Source organism: Natronorubrum thiooxidans, assembly GCF_900156475.1.
In the GTDB taxonomy this organism is placed as follows: Archaea; Halobacteriota; Halobacteria; order Halobacteriales; family Natrialbaceae; genus Natronorubrum; species Natronorubrum thiooxidans.
This window is the reverse complement of sequence record NZ_FTNR01000020.1, coordinates 24,723-41,844: the sequence shown is the minus strand read 5'-3', so window position 1 is coordinate 41,844 and position 17,122 is coordinate 24,723. Positions and strand designations below refer to the sequence as shown.

At 64.7% G+C, this 17,122-nt stretch carries 16 protein-coding genes and 1 pseudogene; 4 read left to right on the top strand and 13 right to left on the bottom strand.

What is annotated here, in order from left to right; genetic code table 11:
- Positions 1-93 precede the first annotated feature (93 nt).
- Positions 94-726 (top strand): annotated as a pseudogene (locus BW940_RS18695) (aldehyde dehydrogenase family protein); the annotation flags it as partial.
- Between the two features lie 73 nt (positions 727-799).
- Positions 800-1,402, top strand: coding sequence for a PH domain-containing protein (locus tag BW940_RS18690; RefSeq protein ID WP_084776819.1), 603 nt, complete (start codon positions 800-802; stop codon positions 1,400-1,402).
- A gap of 72 nt (positions 1,403-1,474) precedes the next feature.
- Here the strand turns inward: BW940_RS18690 and BW940_RS18685 are convergent, their stop codons facing one another.
- Positions 1,475-1,825 carry a DUF5658 family protein gene (locus BW940_RS18685; RefSeq protein WP_143823947.1) on the bottom strand — a complete coding sequence of 117 codons (351 nt, stop codon included), beginning with the start codon at positions 1,823-1,825 and terminating at the stop codon, positions 1,475-1,477.
- Positions 1,826-2,345: 520 nt separating this feature from the next.
- On the opposite strand from BW940_RS18685, the gene BW940_RS18680 reads away from it, so the two are divergent.
- Positions 2,346-3,518 (top strand): hypothetical protein, encoded by a 1,173-nt coding sequence (locus BW940_RS18680; RefSeq protein WP_076610711.1) that lies wholly within the window; start codon positions 2,346-2,348, stop codon positions 3,516-3,518.
- A 56-nt stretch (positions 3,519-3,574) separates the two neighbouring features.
- Positions 3,575-3,814, top strand: coding sequence for a hypothetical protein (locus BW940_RS18675; protein WP_076610707.1), 240 nt, complete (start codon positions 3,575-3,577; stop codon positions 3,812-3,814).
- A gap of 46 nt (positions 3,815-3,860) precedes the next feature.
- On the opposite strand, the gene BW940_RS18670 is transcribed toward BW940_RS18675, so the two are convergent.
- The 12 genes from BW940_RS18670 to BW940_RS18615 form a co-directional block, all read right to left on the bottom strand.
- Positions 3,861-4,733, bottom strand: a complete 873-nt coding sequence (locus BW940_RS18670; protein WP_076610706.1) for a class 1 fructose-bisphosphatase — start codon at positions 4,731-4,733, stop codon at positions 3,861-3,863.
- Positions 4,734-4,735: 2 nt separating this feature from the next.
- Entirely contained in the window at positions 4,736-5,524 is a 789-nt protein-coding gene (locus BW940_RS18665; RefSeq protein WP_076610705.1) for a class I fructose-bisphosphate aldolase, read from the bottom strand.
- A 291-nt stretch (positions 5,525-5,815) separates the two neighbouring features.
- Positions 5,816-6,583, bottom strand: a complete 768-nt coding sequence (locus tag BW940_RS18660; RefSeq protein ID WP_076610710.1) for a hypothetical protein — start codon at positions 6,581-6,583, stop codon at positions 5,816-5,818.
- A 159-nt stretch (positions 6,584-6,742) separates the two neighbouring features.
- Positions 6,743-7,900 carry an XdhC family protein gene (locus BW940_RS18655; protein ID WP_076610704.1) on the bottom strand — a complete coding sequence of 386 codons (1,158 nt, stop codon included), beginning with the start codon at positions 7,898-7,900 and terminating at the stop codon, positions 6,743-6,745.
- Between the two features lie 18 nt (positions 7,901-7,918).
- Positions 7,919-8,830, bottom strand: coding sequence for a Rossmann-like domain-containing protein (locus BW940_RS18650; protein ID WP_076610703.1), 912 nt, complete (start codon positions 8,828-8,830; stop codon positions 7,919-7,921).
- Positions 8,827-10,278 carry a VWA domain-containing protein gene (locus BW940_RS18645; RefSeq protein ID WP_076610702.1) on the bottom strand — a complete coding sequence of 484 codons (1,452 nt, stop codon included), beginning with the start codon at positions 10,276-10,278 and terminating at the stop codon, positions 8,827-8,829. The genes BW940_RS18650 and BW940_RS18645 overlap by 4 nt, the downstream gene beginning before the upstream one ends.
- Positions 10,275-11,252, bottom strand: coding sequence for an AAA family ATPase (locus tag BW940_RS18640; protein WP_076610701.1), 978 nt, complete (start codon positions 11,250-11,252; stop codon positions 10,275-10,277). The genes BW940_RS18645 and BW940_RS18640 overlap by 4 nt, the downstream gene beginning before the upstream one ends.
- Positions 11,249-12,355: an XdhC family protein gene (locus BW940_RS18635; RefSeq protein ID WP_076610700.1), complete on the bottom strand. Its 1,107-nt coding sequence runs from the start codon at positions 12,353-12,355 to the stop codon at positions 11,249-11,251. Before BW940_RS18635 ends, BW940_RS18640 begins: the two co-directional genes overlap by 4 nt.
- Before the next feature lie 30 nt (positions 12,356-12,385).
- Positions 12,386-14,869, bottom strand: a complete 2,484-nt coding sequence (locus BW940_RS18630; RefSeq protein ID WP_076610699.1) for an aerobic carbon-monoxide dehydrogenase large subunit — start codon at positions 14,867-14,869, stop codon at positions 12,386-12,388.
- The gene (locus BW940_RS18625; protein WP_076610698.1) at positions 14,866-15,519 is read right to left on the bottom strand and encodes a (2Fe-2S)-binding protein; all 654 of its coding nucleotides are present in this window, start codon (positions 15,517-15,519) and stop codon (positions 14,866-14,868) included. Before BW940_RS18625 ends, BW940_RS18630 begins: the two co-directional genes overlap by 4 nt.
- Positions 15,516-16,403: an FAD binding domain-containing protein gene (locus BW940_RS18620; protein WP_076610697.1), complete on the bottom strand. Its 888-nt coding sequence runs from the start codon at positions 16,401-16,403 to the stop codon at positions 15,516-15,518. The genes BW940_RS18625 and BW940_RS18620 overlap by 4 nt, the downstream gene beginning before the upstream one ends.
- Entirely contained in the window at positions 16,400-16,993 is a 594-nt protein-coding gene (locus BW940_RS18615) for a CoxG family protein (RefSeq protein WP_076610696.1), read from the bottom strand. The genes BW940_RS18620 and BW940_RS18615 overlap by 4 nt, the downstream gene beginning before the upstream one ends.
- Positions 16,994-17,122: the final 129 nt, after the last annotated feature.

The following is a 17,122-nucleotide window of genomic DNA, read 5'->3' as shown; positions in this document are numbered from 1 at the left end:
GTTCGAGACGCTTGACGATCTTCGTGATGCTGCTCTCTCTGCACTCAACCGAATCAAAGTTCCAGATGTCTTTACGTATTTATGTCCGTGAGTATTAATTCCGGGCAGTCGTGTATCGCGGCGAAGCGGTTCATCGTCGTCGACGAAGTCTACGACCAGTTCGTCGATCGATTCGTCGAGGCGATGGACGACCAGCTCGTCGGTAACCCGATGGACGAGGCGACGGACATCGGCCCGCAAGCGCGTGCGGACCTCATGGACGACCTCCACGAACAAGTTGAGGCGACCCTCGAGGCGGGCGCGGCGTGTCGACTCGGCGGCGAGCCGATGGATCGCGACGGAGCCTTTTACCCGCCGACAGTGCTCACGGACGTCCCCGCCGACTCGCCCGCGGACAGCGAGGAACTGTTCGGTCCCGTGGCGACGGTGTTTCGCGTCCCCGACGAGGCAGCCGCGATCGAGAAAGCGAACGACACCCGCTTCGGACTCGGGGCGAGCGTCTGGACGGCGGATCTCGAGCGGGGCGAGCGGGTTGCCCGCCAGTTCGAGTCAGGGCTCGCGTTCGTCAACGAACTCGTCAAGTCCGATCCTCGCCTGCCGTTTGGCGGCGTGAAGGACTCGGGCTATGGCCGCGAACTCGCACGCGACGGCGTTCGGGAGTTCGTGAACGCGAAGACGATCTGGGTCCAGCAAGCGGCCCACGAGGAAACATCATCGGTTGAGTGAACACTCTCGAGACGGCGCGAGCCAGCCCGCTCCGAGCAGCACCCTTTTGTCCTCGCTGTGTGACCGCGAGCGTATGAGCGGACAGGAAGATAACGGCGACCTCGAGTGGCTTTCACTGGATGCCGACGAGTCGGTGCTCTGGGCCGGCGGGCCGGATCGGCGGACGATCGCACCGACGGCGCTGTTGCTCGTGTTGCCAGTGCTCGCACTCGCTGTCGTCCCGTTCAGTACGGTTGCCGGGCTGGCGCTCGTGGCCGTGCTCGGTGCCATCACGATCCCGATCGTCGGCTGGGCCGTCCTCTGGATTCGGAGCACGGACTACGTCGTGACCTCGACCGGGCTCTACGAGAAACAGGGCGTGTTCTCGCGGGACGTCAAGCGGATCGACTTCGAGAAAGTCCAGAACACCTCCTACAGCCAGAGTGCACTCGGCACGCGCTTTGGCTACGGCCACGTCGAGGTCAGCTCCGCCGGCGGCGCTGGCGTCGAGATGCGATTTCGATCCGTTCCGGAGCCACGAACGGTCCAGCAGCTGATTAGCAGCCACGTCTCACGCGGGCGGGCGACCGACCGCTCCGATACGGACCGCACAACCGACGACGTCCTCGAGGAAATTCTCGTCGAGTTACAAACGATCCGGGCAACGCTCGAGGACGATTCCACCGCCGACTCGTAAGAGAACTGCGACGAGCGCCGGTTTCGAGGTAGCGACTTTCGAGCTGGCCATGCACGCACATCGAGAACGGACTCAGATCGCCGTCGAGATCAGATAGACGTTGATACAGACGGCAGCAGTCCAGGGAATCGCGAGCCCTGCGGGAACGATCGGTCGATAGGTGCTGGGGAGCATGGGCCGACAGATCAGTCCGATGCCGATCGCGACTCCCTTTAATGCGAGCATACCGGCCAGTCCGTACCCCTCGATCGCGCTTCGAGCGACCGGGTTCGATTCCGCCAGCCCCAGATGCAGTCCGACGAACGTCGTCACGACGTCACCAACCAGTGAGAGCCCGACGAGTACCCACAACAGCCGCTCGACGGCGACCGGCGTAATCTCGCCCGGCGGTTCGAAGCGCAGGTATGCGCCGTCGGAACTCATAGATCCCCCACCGGAGTCGAACCGATCCGCAGCAGTCCGCCATTGGGAGTGATGTACACACGCAACGGTTCCATCACTCGGGGTATTGTTATAGTAGGCGTAGCGACTCGCCATCCGCCGTAATACGCTGGTAACCCCCGTCGAACGAGTCTTTACGGGGCGTGAACGGCCCGAACAAAAACGCCAGTCTCGAGCCCGAAGCCGACGGCGATCGGGCGGTAGTGAGCGATAACCGGGACGCGAATCCCGGATTACCGGGGCTAGACGGCGGTAGCAGCTGCTCTTAAAATGGGGACGGAGGAGTCGCGGATGTCTTTCTCACGTCGATCCGTGTTCCGACCACCGGATTCGATGGACGCAGTGCGGTGTCGCAGTTGCAGGCAAAACTGTTTTGCTCGATTTCGCCGTCACATTCGGCTGTTACCGACGCTCACGTGTACGCGTTACCGACGGTCACGTGTACGTGAACATTAGCTTAGACGGCACGGCCGAATACACAGCCCAGTACAACGCTCGCGGTATGGAAGGCACACACACCGAGTCTCTCGTCTCGCGGCTCGCGACGATTCGTGACCGCCTCGAGGCAGGCATGGATCGTCGCGAATTCCTCCGGACCCTCGTTACTGGCGGCTATGCGCTCGGTGTCGCCCAGTTTCTCGGCGTCGATGACTTTCTGGCGGCCGACGACGGCGAGGTTCCCATCGTCACGGCACTCGTCAGACCCGACCCCGAGGATCCGTGGTCGCTCGAGGAACGGACGCGAACCGTTCCGGCAACGTGGTATGCATCCGTTACGAAGGCGTTCGAACTGAACGAACTGTTGGCACGAACGGCCTTTACCGGCTATCTCGGGAGTGCCGTCGTGCCCGGCTCGTACGAACGTGGGACTGCCTCCGTCTCCGTCGGTGTCTCGAGTAGTTTCGATTCGATCCGAGAGACGTTCGATAGACTCGTCGACGGCGTCTCACTCGACGTCGAGACCATCACCGATATCGACGAGATCGAGGACGGATACGACGGTTTCGAGCCACGGTTCGTCGATTCAGTCTCGAGTGCGGAGATCCCAAGCGGTGTCGCCTGTGAAACACCGGGAAGCATCGCCACGCTCGGTCCCGTGATGTACGATCCGAACACCAGACAGGAGTTCTTCGTGACGGCCGAACACGCGTTCGGAGCGGGGGCGGATCCAACTACTGATCGCCTTTCGCTCCCGGTCGCCGGGGCCGAAACCGTCGAGTTGGGGTCGGTCGAATACGCCCACCCGGTCGAGGATATCGTCGCCGTCGCGCCCGGGAACCGATACAGACCCTCGAACACGATCGACACGCCTACGCCGGCTCGTATCCGTGGCCAGTTCACCCGGCTCGGACTCGCCGATCTCATCGCTCGAGACGAAACACTCGAGAAGGTCGGTGCGGTGACCGGGCATACGACCGGAACGATTCAGGGGATCGACGCGGTTACCTGCTTTACCGACGAGTTCTGCCGGCGCGGCCAGATCCGCTGGGGCGGCGAGATGGATCTGACCGATGGCGACAGCGGGTCGGTGAGCTACCACGCCGATCCCGAGAGTGACGACAGGGACGTCCTCGTCGCCGGCTTCAACAACGCCCGCACGTGGTGGCCGGGACAGAGCTACGTCTGGGGTGTCGGTGCCTACAGACTGACCGACGTCTACGGCTACTACTTCTGATCGATGCACGCACTGATGACCACTGAAACATCCACTTTCCGACGACCAGCACGCTAATGGCCTCCGATACTACCGACAGCTCCGGCCGGGCCGATCGCCCGACGACCACGATTGCGAGCACCGCCGTTCGACTCGCCGCCGATCTGCTCATCGTCACCGGCTGGGTCCTGTTGTTGACGCTGCTGTTCCTTCAGCAGCCGTGGCCACAGTGGGCGTTTTACGCGCTGTTGATCGTCGGTATCGGCCTCTACGTCACCGTGACTGCGACGTGGCGCTCGACTGAGCGCTCCCCCTAACGTCTCGAAACGACCGCAGAAAACGAGGGCGGTATCGCCGCGTCGACTACTCGATTCGGTCCTCGAGTCGCTCGATCAACGCGGTGTTCCCGACGTGCACCGGCGTTCGGTCGTGTAACTCGCCGGGTGCAACGGTCAGCAGCGACTGCTGCCCGTTCGAGGAGCGGCCGCCGGCGCGTTCGATGATGTAGCCGATCGGATTGCCCTCGAACTGCAGCCGAAGCTTGCCCTCGGGTCGGTCCTCGAGGCCGGGATAGGCGAAGACCCCGCCGTAAGTAAGCACCTGGTTGACGTCGCCGATCATGGCACCGCCGTACCGGAGTTTGAGCTCCGATTCGATCTCCCGGGCGTAGGCCTCGAAGTCGTCGGGCCAGTTGGGAACGCGACCGCCAAAGCCGTAGACGTCGGGGTCGTCAGGGAGCGTGACGTCTCGCTGGACGAGCGTTCGCTCGCCGCCGGTCAGTTCGTACTCGGAGACGGTCTCGTCGGTGGCGAGCACCATTGTGGTGATCGGCCCGTAGAGGATGTAGCCGGCGGCCACGATGGCCTCTCCGCTTGCTGGCAAGGCGGCGTCGTAGACGCCGAAGATCGTCCCCATCGAGTTGTTCGATTTGAGGTTCGAGGAGCCATCGAGGGGATCGAGGGCGACTGCGTACGTATCCGACTCCGTATCCGGGTCACCGCCGCAGTCGTGGATCTCGGCTCGCTCCTCGCTTGCATACTGACCGACGCCGTCGATCGCGGCGAGTCGTTCGGCGAGCAAGTCGTCCGCCCAGACGTCTGCTTCGACCTGTGTCTCGCCGCTCGGGTTTTCCTCGTCGACGGTCCCGCGGCGACCGATGAGCCCCTGTCTGATCTCCGTCGCCGAGCGACTGATCGTTGCGATAACGTCCTCGATGACTGGATCGGAAACCGTCATTCCTAGCCCTCGAGTGCGGCGTCGGCGGTTGCTTCCTCGTAGATGACCTTCTCGAGGGCGTCGAGCAGCTGGGTCGGGTCCTCGCGTTGCCAGACGTTGCGGCCGACGGCCAGTCCGGTACAGCCGGCACTGATGGCGGCCTCGACGGTCGAGAGGAACTCGTAGTCGGAGGTCTTCGAGCCGCCGCTCATGACGACTTTCATGTCACCCGCGGCCTTGCAGGCGTGGGCCATCGCCTCGGTGCTGCCGGGATACTTGACCTTCGCAATGTCGGCCCCGAGCTCGAGGGCGATCCGGCTCGCATAGGAGATTGTGCCCGGCTTGGTGTCGTTTTTGAGCCCCTGGCCGCGCGGGTACGACCACATGACGACGGGGAGGTCGTGTTCACGGGCCTTCTCCTGGGCGTCGCGGAACTCCTCGAACATCTCGACTTCGTGGTTGGAGCCGCTGTAGACGGTAAAGCCGACCGCGTCAGCGCCGAGTTCCGCGGCGTAGTCGACCGAGCAGTTGACCGGCGAGTCCGGTTCGCCCATCCAGAGGTTCGACGTGCCGTTGAGTTTGAGCAGGAGGTTGACGTCGTCCTCGTAGCTGGGATAGTAGCCTTCGGCGATCCCTTTCTGGACGGCCATCGCGGTGACAGCGTCGTGAGTCGCCGTCTCGAAGACCGTCGCCGGATCGAGTTTTTCTGGGACGTCCTCGAAGTCGACAGGGCCGTGCTCTAATCCGTGGTCCATCGCGAGAATCAGTGACTTGCCGTCGCGAACGATCGGAGAATCGTCGATCGGAATCATCTGTTAGACGGTCCAACTGGCCGCTATAAATCTCTGATGGTCCGAGTTATCGAAATTACGTACAACTGTAGTTGTTAGTTGACGGTTGTGGTGAGACGCTGGGCAGAGACTGCGTTCCGGTCAACTCTCGCGCACGTGTACTGTGTCGGGAGTTCCTCGAATACAGTAACTGCCGTATGGTGCCCATACTCCCGACAAACAGCCAGTACTCACACGGTTGCAGCTTACAGGCTGGGCCTTCGTCACCGGTCTCGAGTGGGATCGACGTGAGACTCGTGGTCTCGAACAGCATCACTCGAGCAACTCCCGTGCGTTGTGTCGCCACGTCCGGACGTGCACGATATCGAGTTCGAGGACGCTGGCGACCTCGAGTGCGTTGATCGTCGCCAGCCGTTTCGCCGAGTGGATGCCGGCGTCGGCCAGCGTGTCGGCATCCTCGGGGCCGACACCAGTCACCGCCGTCACCGGCGTCGGCTTCGGCCACGGCCGCTCCGACGGTTTCTGCCGGACGACCGCCGCAATCGGCGAGTGGTCGTACTCGAAGGTCTGCCATGCCTCGTCGTCGCTTTTGGCGATCCACTCGCGCTCGGCCGCGCCGAGGCCCCGGACCTCGCTCGAGCGTCGCTCGAGGTCGCCGTCGCCGTCGAACGACCAGGGAAGCGAGAACCGCCGTCGCAGGGTCTTGGCGGTCGACTCGTCGACGCCGGCATCCAGTAACATCTGGTAGGAACACGCCTTCTCCCGGAGCGCATCGAAATCGACGTCGACCGCCTCGAGTCGCGCCCGTTCGTCGGCCTCAAGGCGCTTTCGCTCGTCGGCCTCGAGCTGTGGGCCGTTCCCGACGACCGAGTCGTGTGCGGAGGGCTCGTCGGCTGCCTCGAGCAGTGTCTCCTCGTCGAACGTGAGTTCGACATCGGTGGCGTCCGACTCGACTGCCTCGAGAGCGATATCGATGCCGAGTCCGAGGTCGAGCGTCTCACGATCGGTCCCGTCACTGGGTATGTCCGTGTCGGTTCCCGCCCCCGCTCTCGAGTCGCCGGCGACGTCTTCCTTGCTCACACGAGTCACCGAATCTGTCTTGATCTCACACTCATCGTTCTTGAAGGTTTCTGCCGCCAATTGACACTGAATCGGTCTGCTGTCCCGAGTTCCCGGGACGCGCAGGACGGTCGTGGGTGCACCGGCACTGACTGACAGTCGTCCATCTACGATGGGGCGCTACTGCGGTGGCGAGTCCACGGTGATTCGGTCGTGAATGTGGCCCTCTCGGGTTCGCAGATGGCGCGGCGTTCGATCGTTGGAGACCGCCAGGATCTCCGCAACGATGCTGTGGGCGATCTGGTAGGGCGACCCACCGCCGAGGTCGAGTCCGATCGGGGTATACAGCGACGCCAGCGTCTCGTCGTCGAACGACCGGCCCTCGTCCTCGAACTCCGCGAGCATCTTCTCGAAGCGCTTGTGTGGCCCCATCAGACCGATATACCCGACGGACGCGTCCAGCAACTGCTCGACGGTCAGCCGGTCGTCGATGAAGTTGTGTGTCATGACGACCGCGTAGGTGCGGTCGCCTAACTCGAGATCGTCGTCGACGGCCGCCGGCGAGGTGGTTAGCGTATCGTCAGCGTCCGGAAACCGGTCCTCGAGGTCGACGCTCCCGCGGAAGCCAACCACGGTCACGCGGAAGTCGTTTTTCGCGGCCAGCTCGGTGACCGGCCCCACGTCGTGGCCGGAGCCGAAGATGACCAACTCCGTCGGGGCAGCGAGCCCGTCGATGAACACCGCGAGACGGCGGTCCTGGCTGTCAAGTTCGATCGTGTCGGCCCGTCCGCGCTCGGCGAGATCTTTCGCAGGATCGGCGAGTTCGTCTGGCCAGGCCGGTGCTGGCTCACCGTCCGGTGTCGTCAGCCCCCCGTCACCCGGGTGATAGTACGCGCGATCGCCCCGGTCGAGCGCCCCCTTGCTGTCCTCGAGCACGGTGAGCACGGCCACGTTTCGGCCGTCGGCAAACGCCTCGACGGCCGGGCGATACGTCTCGGTCAGGGGCTCGAGCAGGACGTCGATGATCCCGTTGCAGCCGACGCCGAGGCCCCAGACGTCGTCCTCGTCGTCCATCAGATCGTACGTGAGCAGCTCCGGCTGGCCGTCCTCGCGGACCGACTGGGCCGCCGCGAGCAGGTCGTCCTCGAGACAGCCGGCGGTGATGGAGCCGACGCCGTCGCCCGCTTCGTCGAGGAGCATCTTCGCACCCGGCCGTCGGTAGGCGTTCCCCTCGACGTCGACGATCGTCGCGAGGACGTCCGCACTGTCGGCGTCGAGTCGCTCGTGGACGCGCTGTAATACTTCGGTCTCCGGTACACTCCAGTTGTTTCGTGTCATCAGTTTTATTAGTCGAACTCAGTCGTCTCTCGGTTCGTCTCGGTCCGATTGTGACAGTCCCAGGCCCCGACCCGGACCAGTGGGGCTGTCAGTCACTGTGTATCCCTTTTCTACGCCGGCCTCGTGTAACTCAGTTCCGCACGCGTTGGCTCGAACGGCCTCGCGAACCCGGCCAGGATCGGTCACCGACGCGCCGGCGACGACGGTCGCGCCGGCCGCAAACGCAGGTTCGGGGAGGAAGGATGCAGTCGCCCCGATCAGGACGACCGTCGCCGTCTCGGGCGCGGCCTCGAGATACTGCTCGAGGCCGCCGTAGACGAGCGTCGAACCGGTTATGAAAACGACCTCGGCATCCGCCATCGCGGCGGCCGCGTCGGTCGGGCGATGCGTCGTGACGGTAACGCCGTCGGGCGTCGACACGTCGCCGACGGGCGCGCGTTCGATCACGCGCACGTCGACGTCGGCAAATTTTCGAAACGCGGGGCGAAAGAGCCCGACGGTCGCGATCGTGTCGACGCTCGAGTCGAGCAGCGCCATCGGATCACCCGTCTGCCACTCGACGAACGGGGCCGACAGCGCGTTGACGGCGGCGACGCCGAGGGCGATCTCGAGCGTTGTAGCGTCCGTTCTCGAGCCGGCGTCACCATCCTGTGCCATCGACGAATCGACGGGTGACTGCCCCGCCCACTCGAGCAGCGTCTCGAGGTCGAGACCGGCCGTTGGTGGCACGTCCCCCGGCGGGCGGTGGGCGAGGCCGGCGGTCGATCGATTCTCGCGTCCCCGCGGCGTATCGTCGAATTCGCCTTCCACGCCAGCCAGTTCAACCATAACCGTCGACCGCCCGACCGTGACCCGTTCCAGCGTCGCCCCGTCCGTGGCTCCGTGCTTGCGGAGTCGGTCGACGACAGCCGGGAGGATCGCGCCGCTCATTCGTGGTCCTCCTCGGCTGCAGCGGTGGTGTCCGTCGGCTGCTGTCGGCGCGGATCGTACTCGTAGCCAATCGGTCCATCCAGCCCGCGGCGCTCGAGTTGGCGGGCGATCTCGGCCAGATCGGTCGGTTCCGCGAAGCCAAAGAGGCCGTCGACGTACGGCAGACAGGTTTCCATCCCCCGCGTCCGTGGCTCGTACGTCGACGCGACGGCGAGCGGGTTGAGCCAGAGCACCGCCGCGGTTCGTCGGGCGAGCCAGGTGATCTGTTCCTCGAGGACCGACTGCTCACCGACGTCGAGCCCGTCGCTGATCACGACGACGACGGTTCGGCGGTCCACCGCGTCGCGGTGCTGGTGCCGCAGCGTTTCGAACGCGTCGCCGATCTGCGTGCCGCCGCCCCACGAGATTTCGGCTGCGCGAAGGGCCGTGGCTGGATCACCGCCAGCGCGCTCGAACTGCTTGGTCGCGTCGACGAGGTCGGTATCGAACAGGAAGACCAAACTCCGGCGGGCAACGGTCTGGAGTCGTTCCGCGACGGCAAGGAGCGTGTCGCGGTCGACCGTATCCAACACGGAGCCGCTGACGTCGATCAGTAGACAGCAGTGTAGTTCGCTCGGGACCCGTTCCCGGGCGGGCAACTCCATCGCAGCACCTCCGGTCCCGAGGCTCGCCCGGAGCGCCCGGCGTGCGTCGATCCGCTCGCCGGCGGTGGCCTGTTGGGTCCGTCGACCGGGGACGGTCGCCAGCGCGTCCACGAACCGGTCGATCGCGTCGCGGTCGGCGTCCGTCAGCGACGCTGGCGTTGCCGCCACGCGTTCGCGCCCGCCGACGGCACTGTACCGGCGCACGGCGTCGCTGTCGCCGTCATCGTCGTCGACCGGACGCTCACCTGAGGCGTGGCGACGACCAGTCTTCAGTCGCACCTCGGCGCGCTCCGAGTCGTCTCCGTTGCCGTCCTCAAGCGACGGCGGCTCCGTGTCGGACAGTGGTTCGGACGCCTCGCCCTCGAGTGCGACGGACCCTGCTGGCTCCGACTCGTCGTCGTCCGGTGTGCCCGTCCCCTCGTAGGTCGCGATGCGATCAAGCCCGGTCCGCAGCCGGTGCCAGAACGTGGGAAACTCCTCGTCGAACGCCTCGCGGTCGGCCGCCTCGGAGAGCAGCGTCGCCCGCAGCGCGTCCGCGGCGGGTTCGCGGTCGGCGAACCCGACCACGGCGAGCGCTCGTGCCCCCTCGAGTGTCCCAGTCGCTGGCACGTCGACGCCTGCCCGCCGAAGGTCGTCGGTGAACCGAACGAGCTCCGTCAGGACGTGCGTACGTGCGGCCTCGAAATCGGGAACGGTGTGGAGTCCTGTCGGCTGGTCGAGCCCGCTACGGTCGCCGTTATCACTGTCGCCTCGAGCGCGATCGGCTTCGGTAGCATCCTCTGACGGGGTTTCGCGTGGCGTCATCTGTCGGTCGGGTCGAGTCGCTCGTCGGCCGCGGCGGCGGCCGCGTGGAGCTGTTCGAGCAACGCGGTGTCGACGCGAGTGACGTCTTCGACTTCCTTGAGGAGACAGCCGATCGTCCGTTCGATCTCGTCGGTCGACAGCGGCTCGTCGCTGCCGTCGGCTCGAAGCATCGCGACCGCCCGCGCCCAGTCGAGCGTCTCGGCGACACCCGGCCGTTTGAGGAACGACTCCTCGCGGAGGCGTTCGACGACGGCACAGACCTCGGCCGCGATGGCCGCGTCGAGTTCGGGGACCTTACGGGAGACGATCTCGTACTCCGTCTCGAACGACGGCGGCTCGACGTGGAGGTAGAGACAGCGCCGCTTGAGCGCGTCGCTGAGTCCGCGGGTGCGGTTCGACGTGAGGATGACGATCGGCGGGTTCTCGGCGCGGACGGTCCCCAGTTCCGGAATCGACACCTGATACTCCGACAGCAACTCGAGCAGGAACGCCTCGAACGCCTCGTCGGCGCGGTCGATCTCGTCGATCAGCAAGACCGGCGATCGATCGCCGCCGGCCCTCAGCGCACGCAACAGCGGGCGCTCAAGCAGATACTCGTCGTCGAAGACGGAGTGTGTCCCTGCGGCGTCCGCGGATTCGGAGCCGGAGCTGCCGGTGACCGTCCCCTCGTTCGACTGCACGGCGAGGAGCTGTTTCGTGTAGTTCCACTCGTAGAGGGCGTTCTCGGCGGTCAGCCCTTCGTAACACTGGAGGCGGATCAGCTCCGTGTCGAACCCATCGGCGAGGACCTTCCCCAGTTCGGTCTTCCCGCTGCCAGGTGCGCCCTCGACGAGGAGCGGCCGGCCGAGCTGTAACGCGAGCTGGACGGTCGTGACAACGCGGTCGTCCGCGACGTAGTTTTGCGCCTTGAATCGCTTGCGAAGCGTCGCCTCATCAATTGACTCGAGGGCTATCCCCGACGTCTCTCCTGTCATACTGAGTTCATCGTTTCGGTTGTGGTTACCTCGAGATACTCGTCGGGATCGGTTCGAAAGGAGTCGGCACAGCCGTGACAACAAAAGTAGTACGTCGTTCCCTGGTGGGTGACACTCGGTGCCTCGTCCGGATCGACCGTCATGTCACAGACGGGATCAACGGCTGCCCCGTCGTCTGTTTCGCTCGTGGCTGGGGGCGCTGCCGTCGACTCGTCCTCGTCGCTGCCTCCGGCACAACACGAGCCCTCCGCGGTCGCTGTGTCGTTGGGTTCGGCGCGTGCTGTGGGCGCGCGACCGGTGGTTGCCCGCACGGCGACCAGCTCGGCGAGCAGGCTCGTCGCAATCTCTGGCGCGCTCGAGGCCGAAATGTCGATCCCAGCCGGACTCGTGACCGCGTCGCCAACGGTGTCCGGCTCCACCTCGAGGAGTCCGGCAACACGGTCGACGGTCTCCGGTGCGCGCGTCGTACTCGCCACGAGGCCGATGTAGGGTGCCTCGGCGAGGACGCCGGCGGCGACGCCGCGGGCGTCGTACTCGCCCATCGAGGCGACGACGACCAACGGCTCGCTACCGACCGCCTCGGCGATTTCCTCGGACTCGAGTGTCGTCAAAACGGTCGTCTCCGACGGAATATCGGCGTCGGCTCCGTCGGGATCGACGAGCGTCATCTCGACGTCGAGTTCGCTTGCCAGCCTGACCAGCGAGTGGGCGATCGGCGACCCGCCCACAACGAGCAGCCGTGTCGTCGGACGCACAGGGTCGATGAACACCTCGAGGGTGCCCTGACTGTGACACTGCATCGGGAACGCCTCGAGGCCGGGCCGGTCGATCGCGTCGGGATCGGGGGCGATGCCGATCAGCCGCGGCTCGCCGTCGGCGATGGCGGCTTGGGCCTCGTCGGCCACGCGCGATTGCGCACAGGAGATGCCACCGATCCAGCCGTGCAACTCGCCGTCGGCGGTCACGAGCGCCCGATCGCCGACGGTGGCAGACACTGGTGGCTCACGGCGGACGACAGTCGCCTGTGCGTACGGTTCCTCACGCGCTTGCAGCGCTCGCTCGCGTGCCGCGAGATCGGCGTCGGATGCTGTGTCTGGTGTCATGTCGGTGGGTAGACAGTGAACACGGTGTGATCAGTCGTCGGCCGTGGTGTCGCTCGATTGGTCCTCGAACTCGAGTGAGATGGAGTCGGCGGGGTCGGTCGCAAGTCCCGCTTCGTCGAGTTTCGCCCAGACGGTGTCGGGCGTCATCGGCATCTCGACGTGTGTGATGCCGGCGTGGCTCATCGCGTCGACGACGGCGTTGACGATCGCCGGCGGCGAGCCGACTGTCGGTGACTCGCCGACCCCTTTCGCTCCGATCGGGTGGTGGGGCGACGGCGTCACGGTGTGGCCCGTTTCGAAGTTCGGGATCTCCATCGACGTCGGCAGCAGGTAGTTCATGAAGTCACCGCCGGTGACGTTGCCGTTGTCGTCGAAGGTGACGTGCTCTAACATCGCCGTCCCGATCCCCTGGGCGAGGCCGCCGTGGATCTGGCCCTCGATGATCATCGGGTTGATGCGGTTTCCGCAGTCGTCGACGGCGACGAACTTCTCGAACTCGACCTCGCCGGTTTCGCGGTCGACTTCCACGATCACGATGTAGGAGCCGAACGGATACGTCATTTCCGGTGGGTCGTAGTAGTTGACCGCCTCGAGACCTGGCTCTTCGCTCGAGGGGTGGTTCATGTACGCGCCCGCGGCGATCTCGGTGATTGTGACCGACCGATCCGGTGCGCCGGCGACGTGGAACTCGCCGCTCTCGCGGTCCCAGGTGATGTCTTCTTCGGCGGCCTCGAGTTCGTTCGCGGCGATGGCTTTGGCCTTCTCGCGAACCTTCCGTGAGGCGACGGCGGCCGCCGCGCCGGCGACGGGCGTACTCCGGGAGCCGTAGGTGCCGAGGCCGTACGGGTCCGTGTCGGTGTCGCCGTGTTCGACGGTGATGTCCTCGACGTCCATGCCGAGTTCCTCGGCGACGATCTGGGCGAACGTGGTTTCGTGACCCTGCCCCTGTGTCTGGACGCCGACCCGAACCGTCGCGTTGCCGGTCGGGTGGACCCGGATCTCCGCGGAGTCGAACATCTCGACACCCGCGATGTCACAGGTTTTGCCCGGGCCGGCCCCGACGACTTCGGTGAACGAGGAGATGCCGATGCCGAGCAGTTTGTCGGCGTCTTCGTCGATCCGGCGCTGTTGTTCCTCGCGGTAGTGGTCGTAGTCGGCCATCTCGAGGGCCTTGTCCAGTGCCCCCTCGTAGTCACCCGAGTCGTAGTTCCACCCGGTCGAACTCTCGTAGGGGAACTGCTCGGGCTGGATGAAGTTCTTTCGGCGGATCTCGGCGGGGTCCATCCCGAGTTCGTCCGCGAGGACTTTCACCATTCGTTCGATGAGGTAGACGGCTTCCGTGACGCGGAACGAACACCGATAGGCGACGCCGCCGGGTGCGGTGTTGGTGTACGCCGCGGTCAGCGAGCCGTACGCCGTGTCGATATCGTACGACCCCGTGAAGATGTTGAAGAATCCGGCGGGGAACTTCGACGGCTGGGCGACGGCGTTGTACGCGCCGTGGTCCGCGAGCACGTCGGTTCGAACCGCCAGAATCTCGCCGTCGTCGGTCGCGGCGAGTTCGCCCGTCATGTCGTAGTCGCGGGCGAACCCCGTCGACTGGATGTTCTCCGAGCGCTCCTCTACCCACTTCACCGGCTGTTCCAAGACGTACGACGCCGCAGCGGCGACGACGTAGCCGGGATAGATCGGCACCTTGTTCCCGAACCCACCTCCAACGTCCGGGCTGACGATCCGGATCTTGTGTTCGGGGATGCCCGACACCTGCGCGAACAGGGTTCGGTGGATGTGGGGTGCCTGCGAGGTCATGTGGACCGTCAGCTTGTCCTTGCCGGGGTCGTAGTCGCCGACGGCACCGCAGGTCTCGATCGGAGCCGGATGCAGTCGCTGGTAGAGCATGTCCTCTGTGACGGTGACATCAGCCTCCTCAAAGGCCTCTGCAGTGGCCTCCTCGTCGCCCGTCTCCCAGTCGAGACAGTGGTTGTCTTCTTTGTCCTCGATATCGTCTCTGATCAGCGGCGCGTCGTCCTCGAGTGACGCTTCGGCGTCGACCACCGGCTCGAGCACGTCGTAGTCGACGACGACCTTCTGTGCGCCGTCTTTGGCCGTGTACCGATCGGTTGCGATGACGGCGGCGACCTCCTGGGACTGGAACTTGACCTTGTCGTTGACCAAGACGTCCTGGGTGTCGGCCATCAGTGTCGGCATCGTCGCGAGATCGTACTCGCGTAAGTCATCCGCGGTGAGGACGGCGACGACGCCGTCGACGTCCAGTGCTCGAGACTTGTCGATGTTCTCGATACGGGCGTGGGCGTGTGGGCTGCGAACGATCTCACAGTGAAGCATGTCCGGCTTCTTGATGTCGTCGACGTAGTTGCCACGCCCCGTGATGAATCGCTGGTCTTCCTTTCGTTTGACGTCTTCGCCCATCCCGCCGCGACCGTGGCCGCAGTGTTTTTCGGGCTGGGGACCGCCGTCTTCTGCCTCCGCGAATCGCTCTGAATCACTGCTCATTTGTGCTCACCGCCTGTGTCGGCGTCGTGGTTGCGGTCGGTCGTCGGGCCGCCACAGCAGTTTTCGACGCCGCAGTCGAACTCGCTGTCGAATGCTGATGGCGCGTCGGCGCTGCTGGTGTCTGTCCCCGACGCCACGGTCGTGCCGCCGTCGGCGGCCGCGACCTCCTCGAGTTCCTCCGCGGCGTACTCGATCGAGCGCACGATGTTCTGGTAGCCGGTACACCGACAGAGGTTGCCGCTGATCGCCTCGCGGATCTCTTCCTCGCTCGGGTCCGGGTTCTCGTCGAGCAACGCCTTCCCGGACATCAGCATGCCGGGCGTACAGTAACCACACTGCAGACCGTGTTCCTCGCGAAAGCCCTCCTGGAGCGGATGCAAGTCACCGCGCGCTTCGGGGAGGTCTTCCATCCCCTCGACGGTCATGAGTTCGCTCCCGTCGGCTTGGGTCGCGAACATGAGACAGGACTTGATTGGTTCCCCGTCTTTGAGGACCGTACAGGCCCCGCAGTTGCCGGTGTCACAGCCGATGTGTGTGCCGGTCATGTCCAACTCCTCTCTGATCGCGTGGACGAGCAACTGGCGCGGTTCGACGTCGATCGTGTGTTCGGTGCCGTTGACCGTCAGCGTGATCTCTCGTGTGTTCGTCACTGTGATACCCTCTGTTTGACCAGTCCGGCGCGTTCGGCGGCGTCGCCGAGTGCGCGCTGGGTGAGGACGTTTACCATTCGTTCTTTGTACTCCACATCGCCGTGTTCGTCCGATTCGGGATTCGATTGTTCAGCCGCCAGCTCACCGGCGCGTTTGAACAGTTCGCTGCTTGGCCGTTCGCCCTCGAGATGGTCTTCGGCGTCGGTCGCCCGGACGTTCGTGATGTCGACAGCGGTGAGTCCGATGCCGGCCTGCTCGATTCGCCCCTCGTCGTCGAGGACGAGCCGTGCGGCCGAGCCGGCCATCGCGTAGTCACCCACCTTCCGTTTCAGTTTGTGGTAGGCGCTGCCCTCTCGAGGCGCGGGTGTCGGTACCCGAAGCTCGGTGAGCAGTTCGTTCTCGTCGAGGGTCGTATCGTACGGCAGCAGGAAGAACTCGTCCGCCGGAATGACTCGCTCGCCGTCAGGGCCCTGTGCGACGACCTCGCCCTCGTGGGCGAGCAAGACGCTGCCCCAGTCGCCTTTCGGGTCCGCCTGCGCGATCGCCCCGGCGACTGTCCCACGATTTCGGATCTGTGGGTCCGCCACCAGCGGTGCCGTGTCGGCGAAGCTGCCGTAGTGCTCGGCGATCAGCTCGGAGTGTTCGACGTCCGCGTGACGCGCGAGCGCGCCGATTGTGAGCCAGCCGTCGTCCTCCTCGAGATAGTCGAGGCTCTCGATGCGGTTGATATCGATGATCGTCTCCGGCACTGCAAGCCGGAAACGGAGCATCGGGACCATACTCTGCCCGCCGGAGAGGACCGCGCGGTCGTCTAAGCTCTCGAGCAGGCTTACAGCCTCTTCGACGGTCTCGGGTTCGTGCTGTTCGAACTGTGCTGGTTTCATAACATGCCGCGGATCCGGTCCGTGATGCCCGAATCCGTCTCTTCGACGTCGCTCATCTGCTGTTCGATATCACTGAAGAAGTTGCCCACGATCTTGTTGGCCACGGGGTTGATCACCCGCGAACCGAGCTGGGCGATCCGACCCGAGATGTCGGCCTCGGTCCACCACTCGATGCGCGAGCCCTCGCTGTCCTCGAGCGAATAGATCTGCATCCCCGACTCCATGCTGAAGCTGCTCCCGCTTGCGGTCCCGCTCCCGGTCGCGGTCATGATGAAGTCGTCGTGGTCGCGTTCGTTGATCGTCACCGAGGTCTCGAAGCGAGGTTTGACACTGCCGACACCGACCTGCATCAACGCGGCATACTCCTGACTCTCGACGAACGCGCGTGCGGCGACGTCTTCCGGGTCGGCTTCGGGCAGCGTCTCGACGTCTTCTTCGGGTTCGTAGTCGTCGAAACCGAAGTCGTCGTCCATCGGCGTGATGTACTGACACCCTTTTAGTGAGTTTCGGACGGCGATCGGGTCCGACAGTACGACCCACGCTTTCTCCGGTGGCACGTCCTCGAGTTCGAATTCGCCACTGAACTCCATTAGCGCCACCCGTTTCGTGGCCGCAGTCGTTGTGTGTCGATCGACGTCATCTTTTATAACCCTGCACTATGTGCATACTATTTACCACACTCTATGATTTCCCATACCACACAAATAAACATTAGTGTT

Excerpts from the sequence above, each read along its gene's own strand:
- BW940_RS18690 (WP_084776819.1), top strand. The coding sequence starts at position 800 with ATGAGCGGACAGGAAGATAACGGCGACCTCGAGTGGCTTTCACTGGAT.
- BW940_RS18685 (WP_143823947.1), bottom strand. The coding sequence starts at position 1,825 with ATGAGTTCCGACGGCGCATACCTGCGCTTCGAACCGCCGGGCGAGATT.
- BW940_RS18680 (WP_076610711.1), top strand. The coding sequence starts at position 2,346 with ATGGAAGGCACACACACCGAGTCTCTCGTCTCGCGGCTCGCGACGATT.
- BW940_RS18675 (WP_076610707.1), top strand. The coding sequence starts at position 3,575 with ATGGCCTCCGATACTACCGACAGCTCCGGCCGGGCCGATCGCCCGACG.
- BW940_RS18670 (WP_076610706.1), bottom strand. The coding sequence starts at position 4,733 with ATGACGGTTTCCGATCCAGTCATCGAGGACGTTATCGCAACGATCAGT.
- BW940_RS18665 (WP_076610705.1), bottom strand. The coding sequence starts at position 5,524 with ATGATTCCGATCGACGATTCTCCGATCGTTCGCGACGGCAAGTCACTG.
- BW940_RS18655 (WP_076610704.1), bottom strand. The coding sequence starts at position 7,900 with ATGACACGAAACAACTGGAGTGTACCGGAGACCGAAGTATTACAGCGC.
- BW940_RS18650 (WP_076610703.1), bottom strand. The coding sequence starts at position 8,830 with ATGAGCGGCGCGATCCTCCCGGCTGTCGTCGACCGACTCCGCAAGCAC.
- BW940_RS18645 (WP_076610702.1), bottom strand. The coding sequence starts at position 10,278 with ATGACGCCACGCGAAACCCCGTCAGAGGATGCTACCGAAGCCGATCGC.
- BW940_RS18640 (WP_076610701.1), bottom strand. The coding sequence starts at position 11,252 with ATGACAGGAGAGACGTCGGGGATAGCCCTCGAGTCAATTGATGAGGCG.
- BW940_RS18635 (WP_076610700.1), bottom strand. The coding sequence starts at position 12,355 with ATGACACCAGACACAGCATCCGACGCCGATCTCGCGGCACGCGAGCGA.
- BW940_RS18630 (WP_076610699.1), bottom strand. The coding sequence starts at position 14,869 with ATGAGCAGTGATTCAGAGCGATTCGCGGAGGCAGAAGACGGCGGTCCC.
- BW940_RS18620 (WP_076610697.1), bottom strand. The coding sequence starts at position 16,403 with ATGAAACCAGCACAGTTCGAACAGCACGAACCCGAGACCGTCGAAGAG.
- BW940_RS18615 (WP_076610696.1), bottom strand. The coding sequence starts at position 16,993 with ATGGAGTTCAGTGGCGAATTCGAACTCGAGGACGTGCCACCGGAGAAA.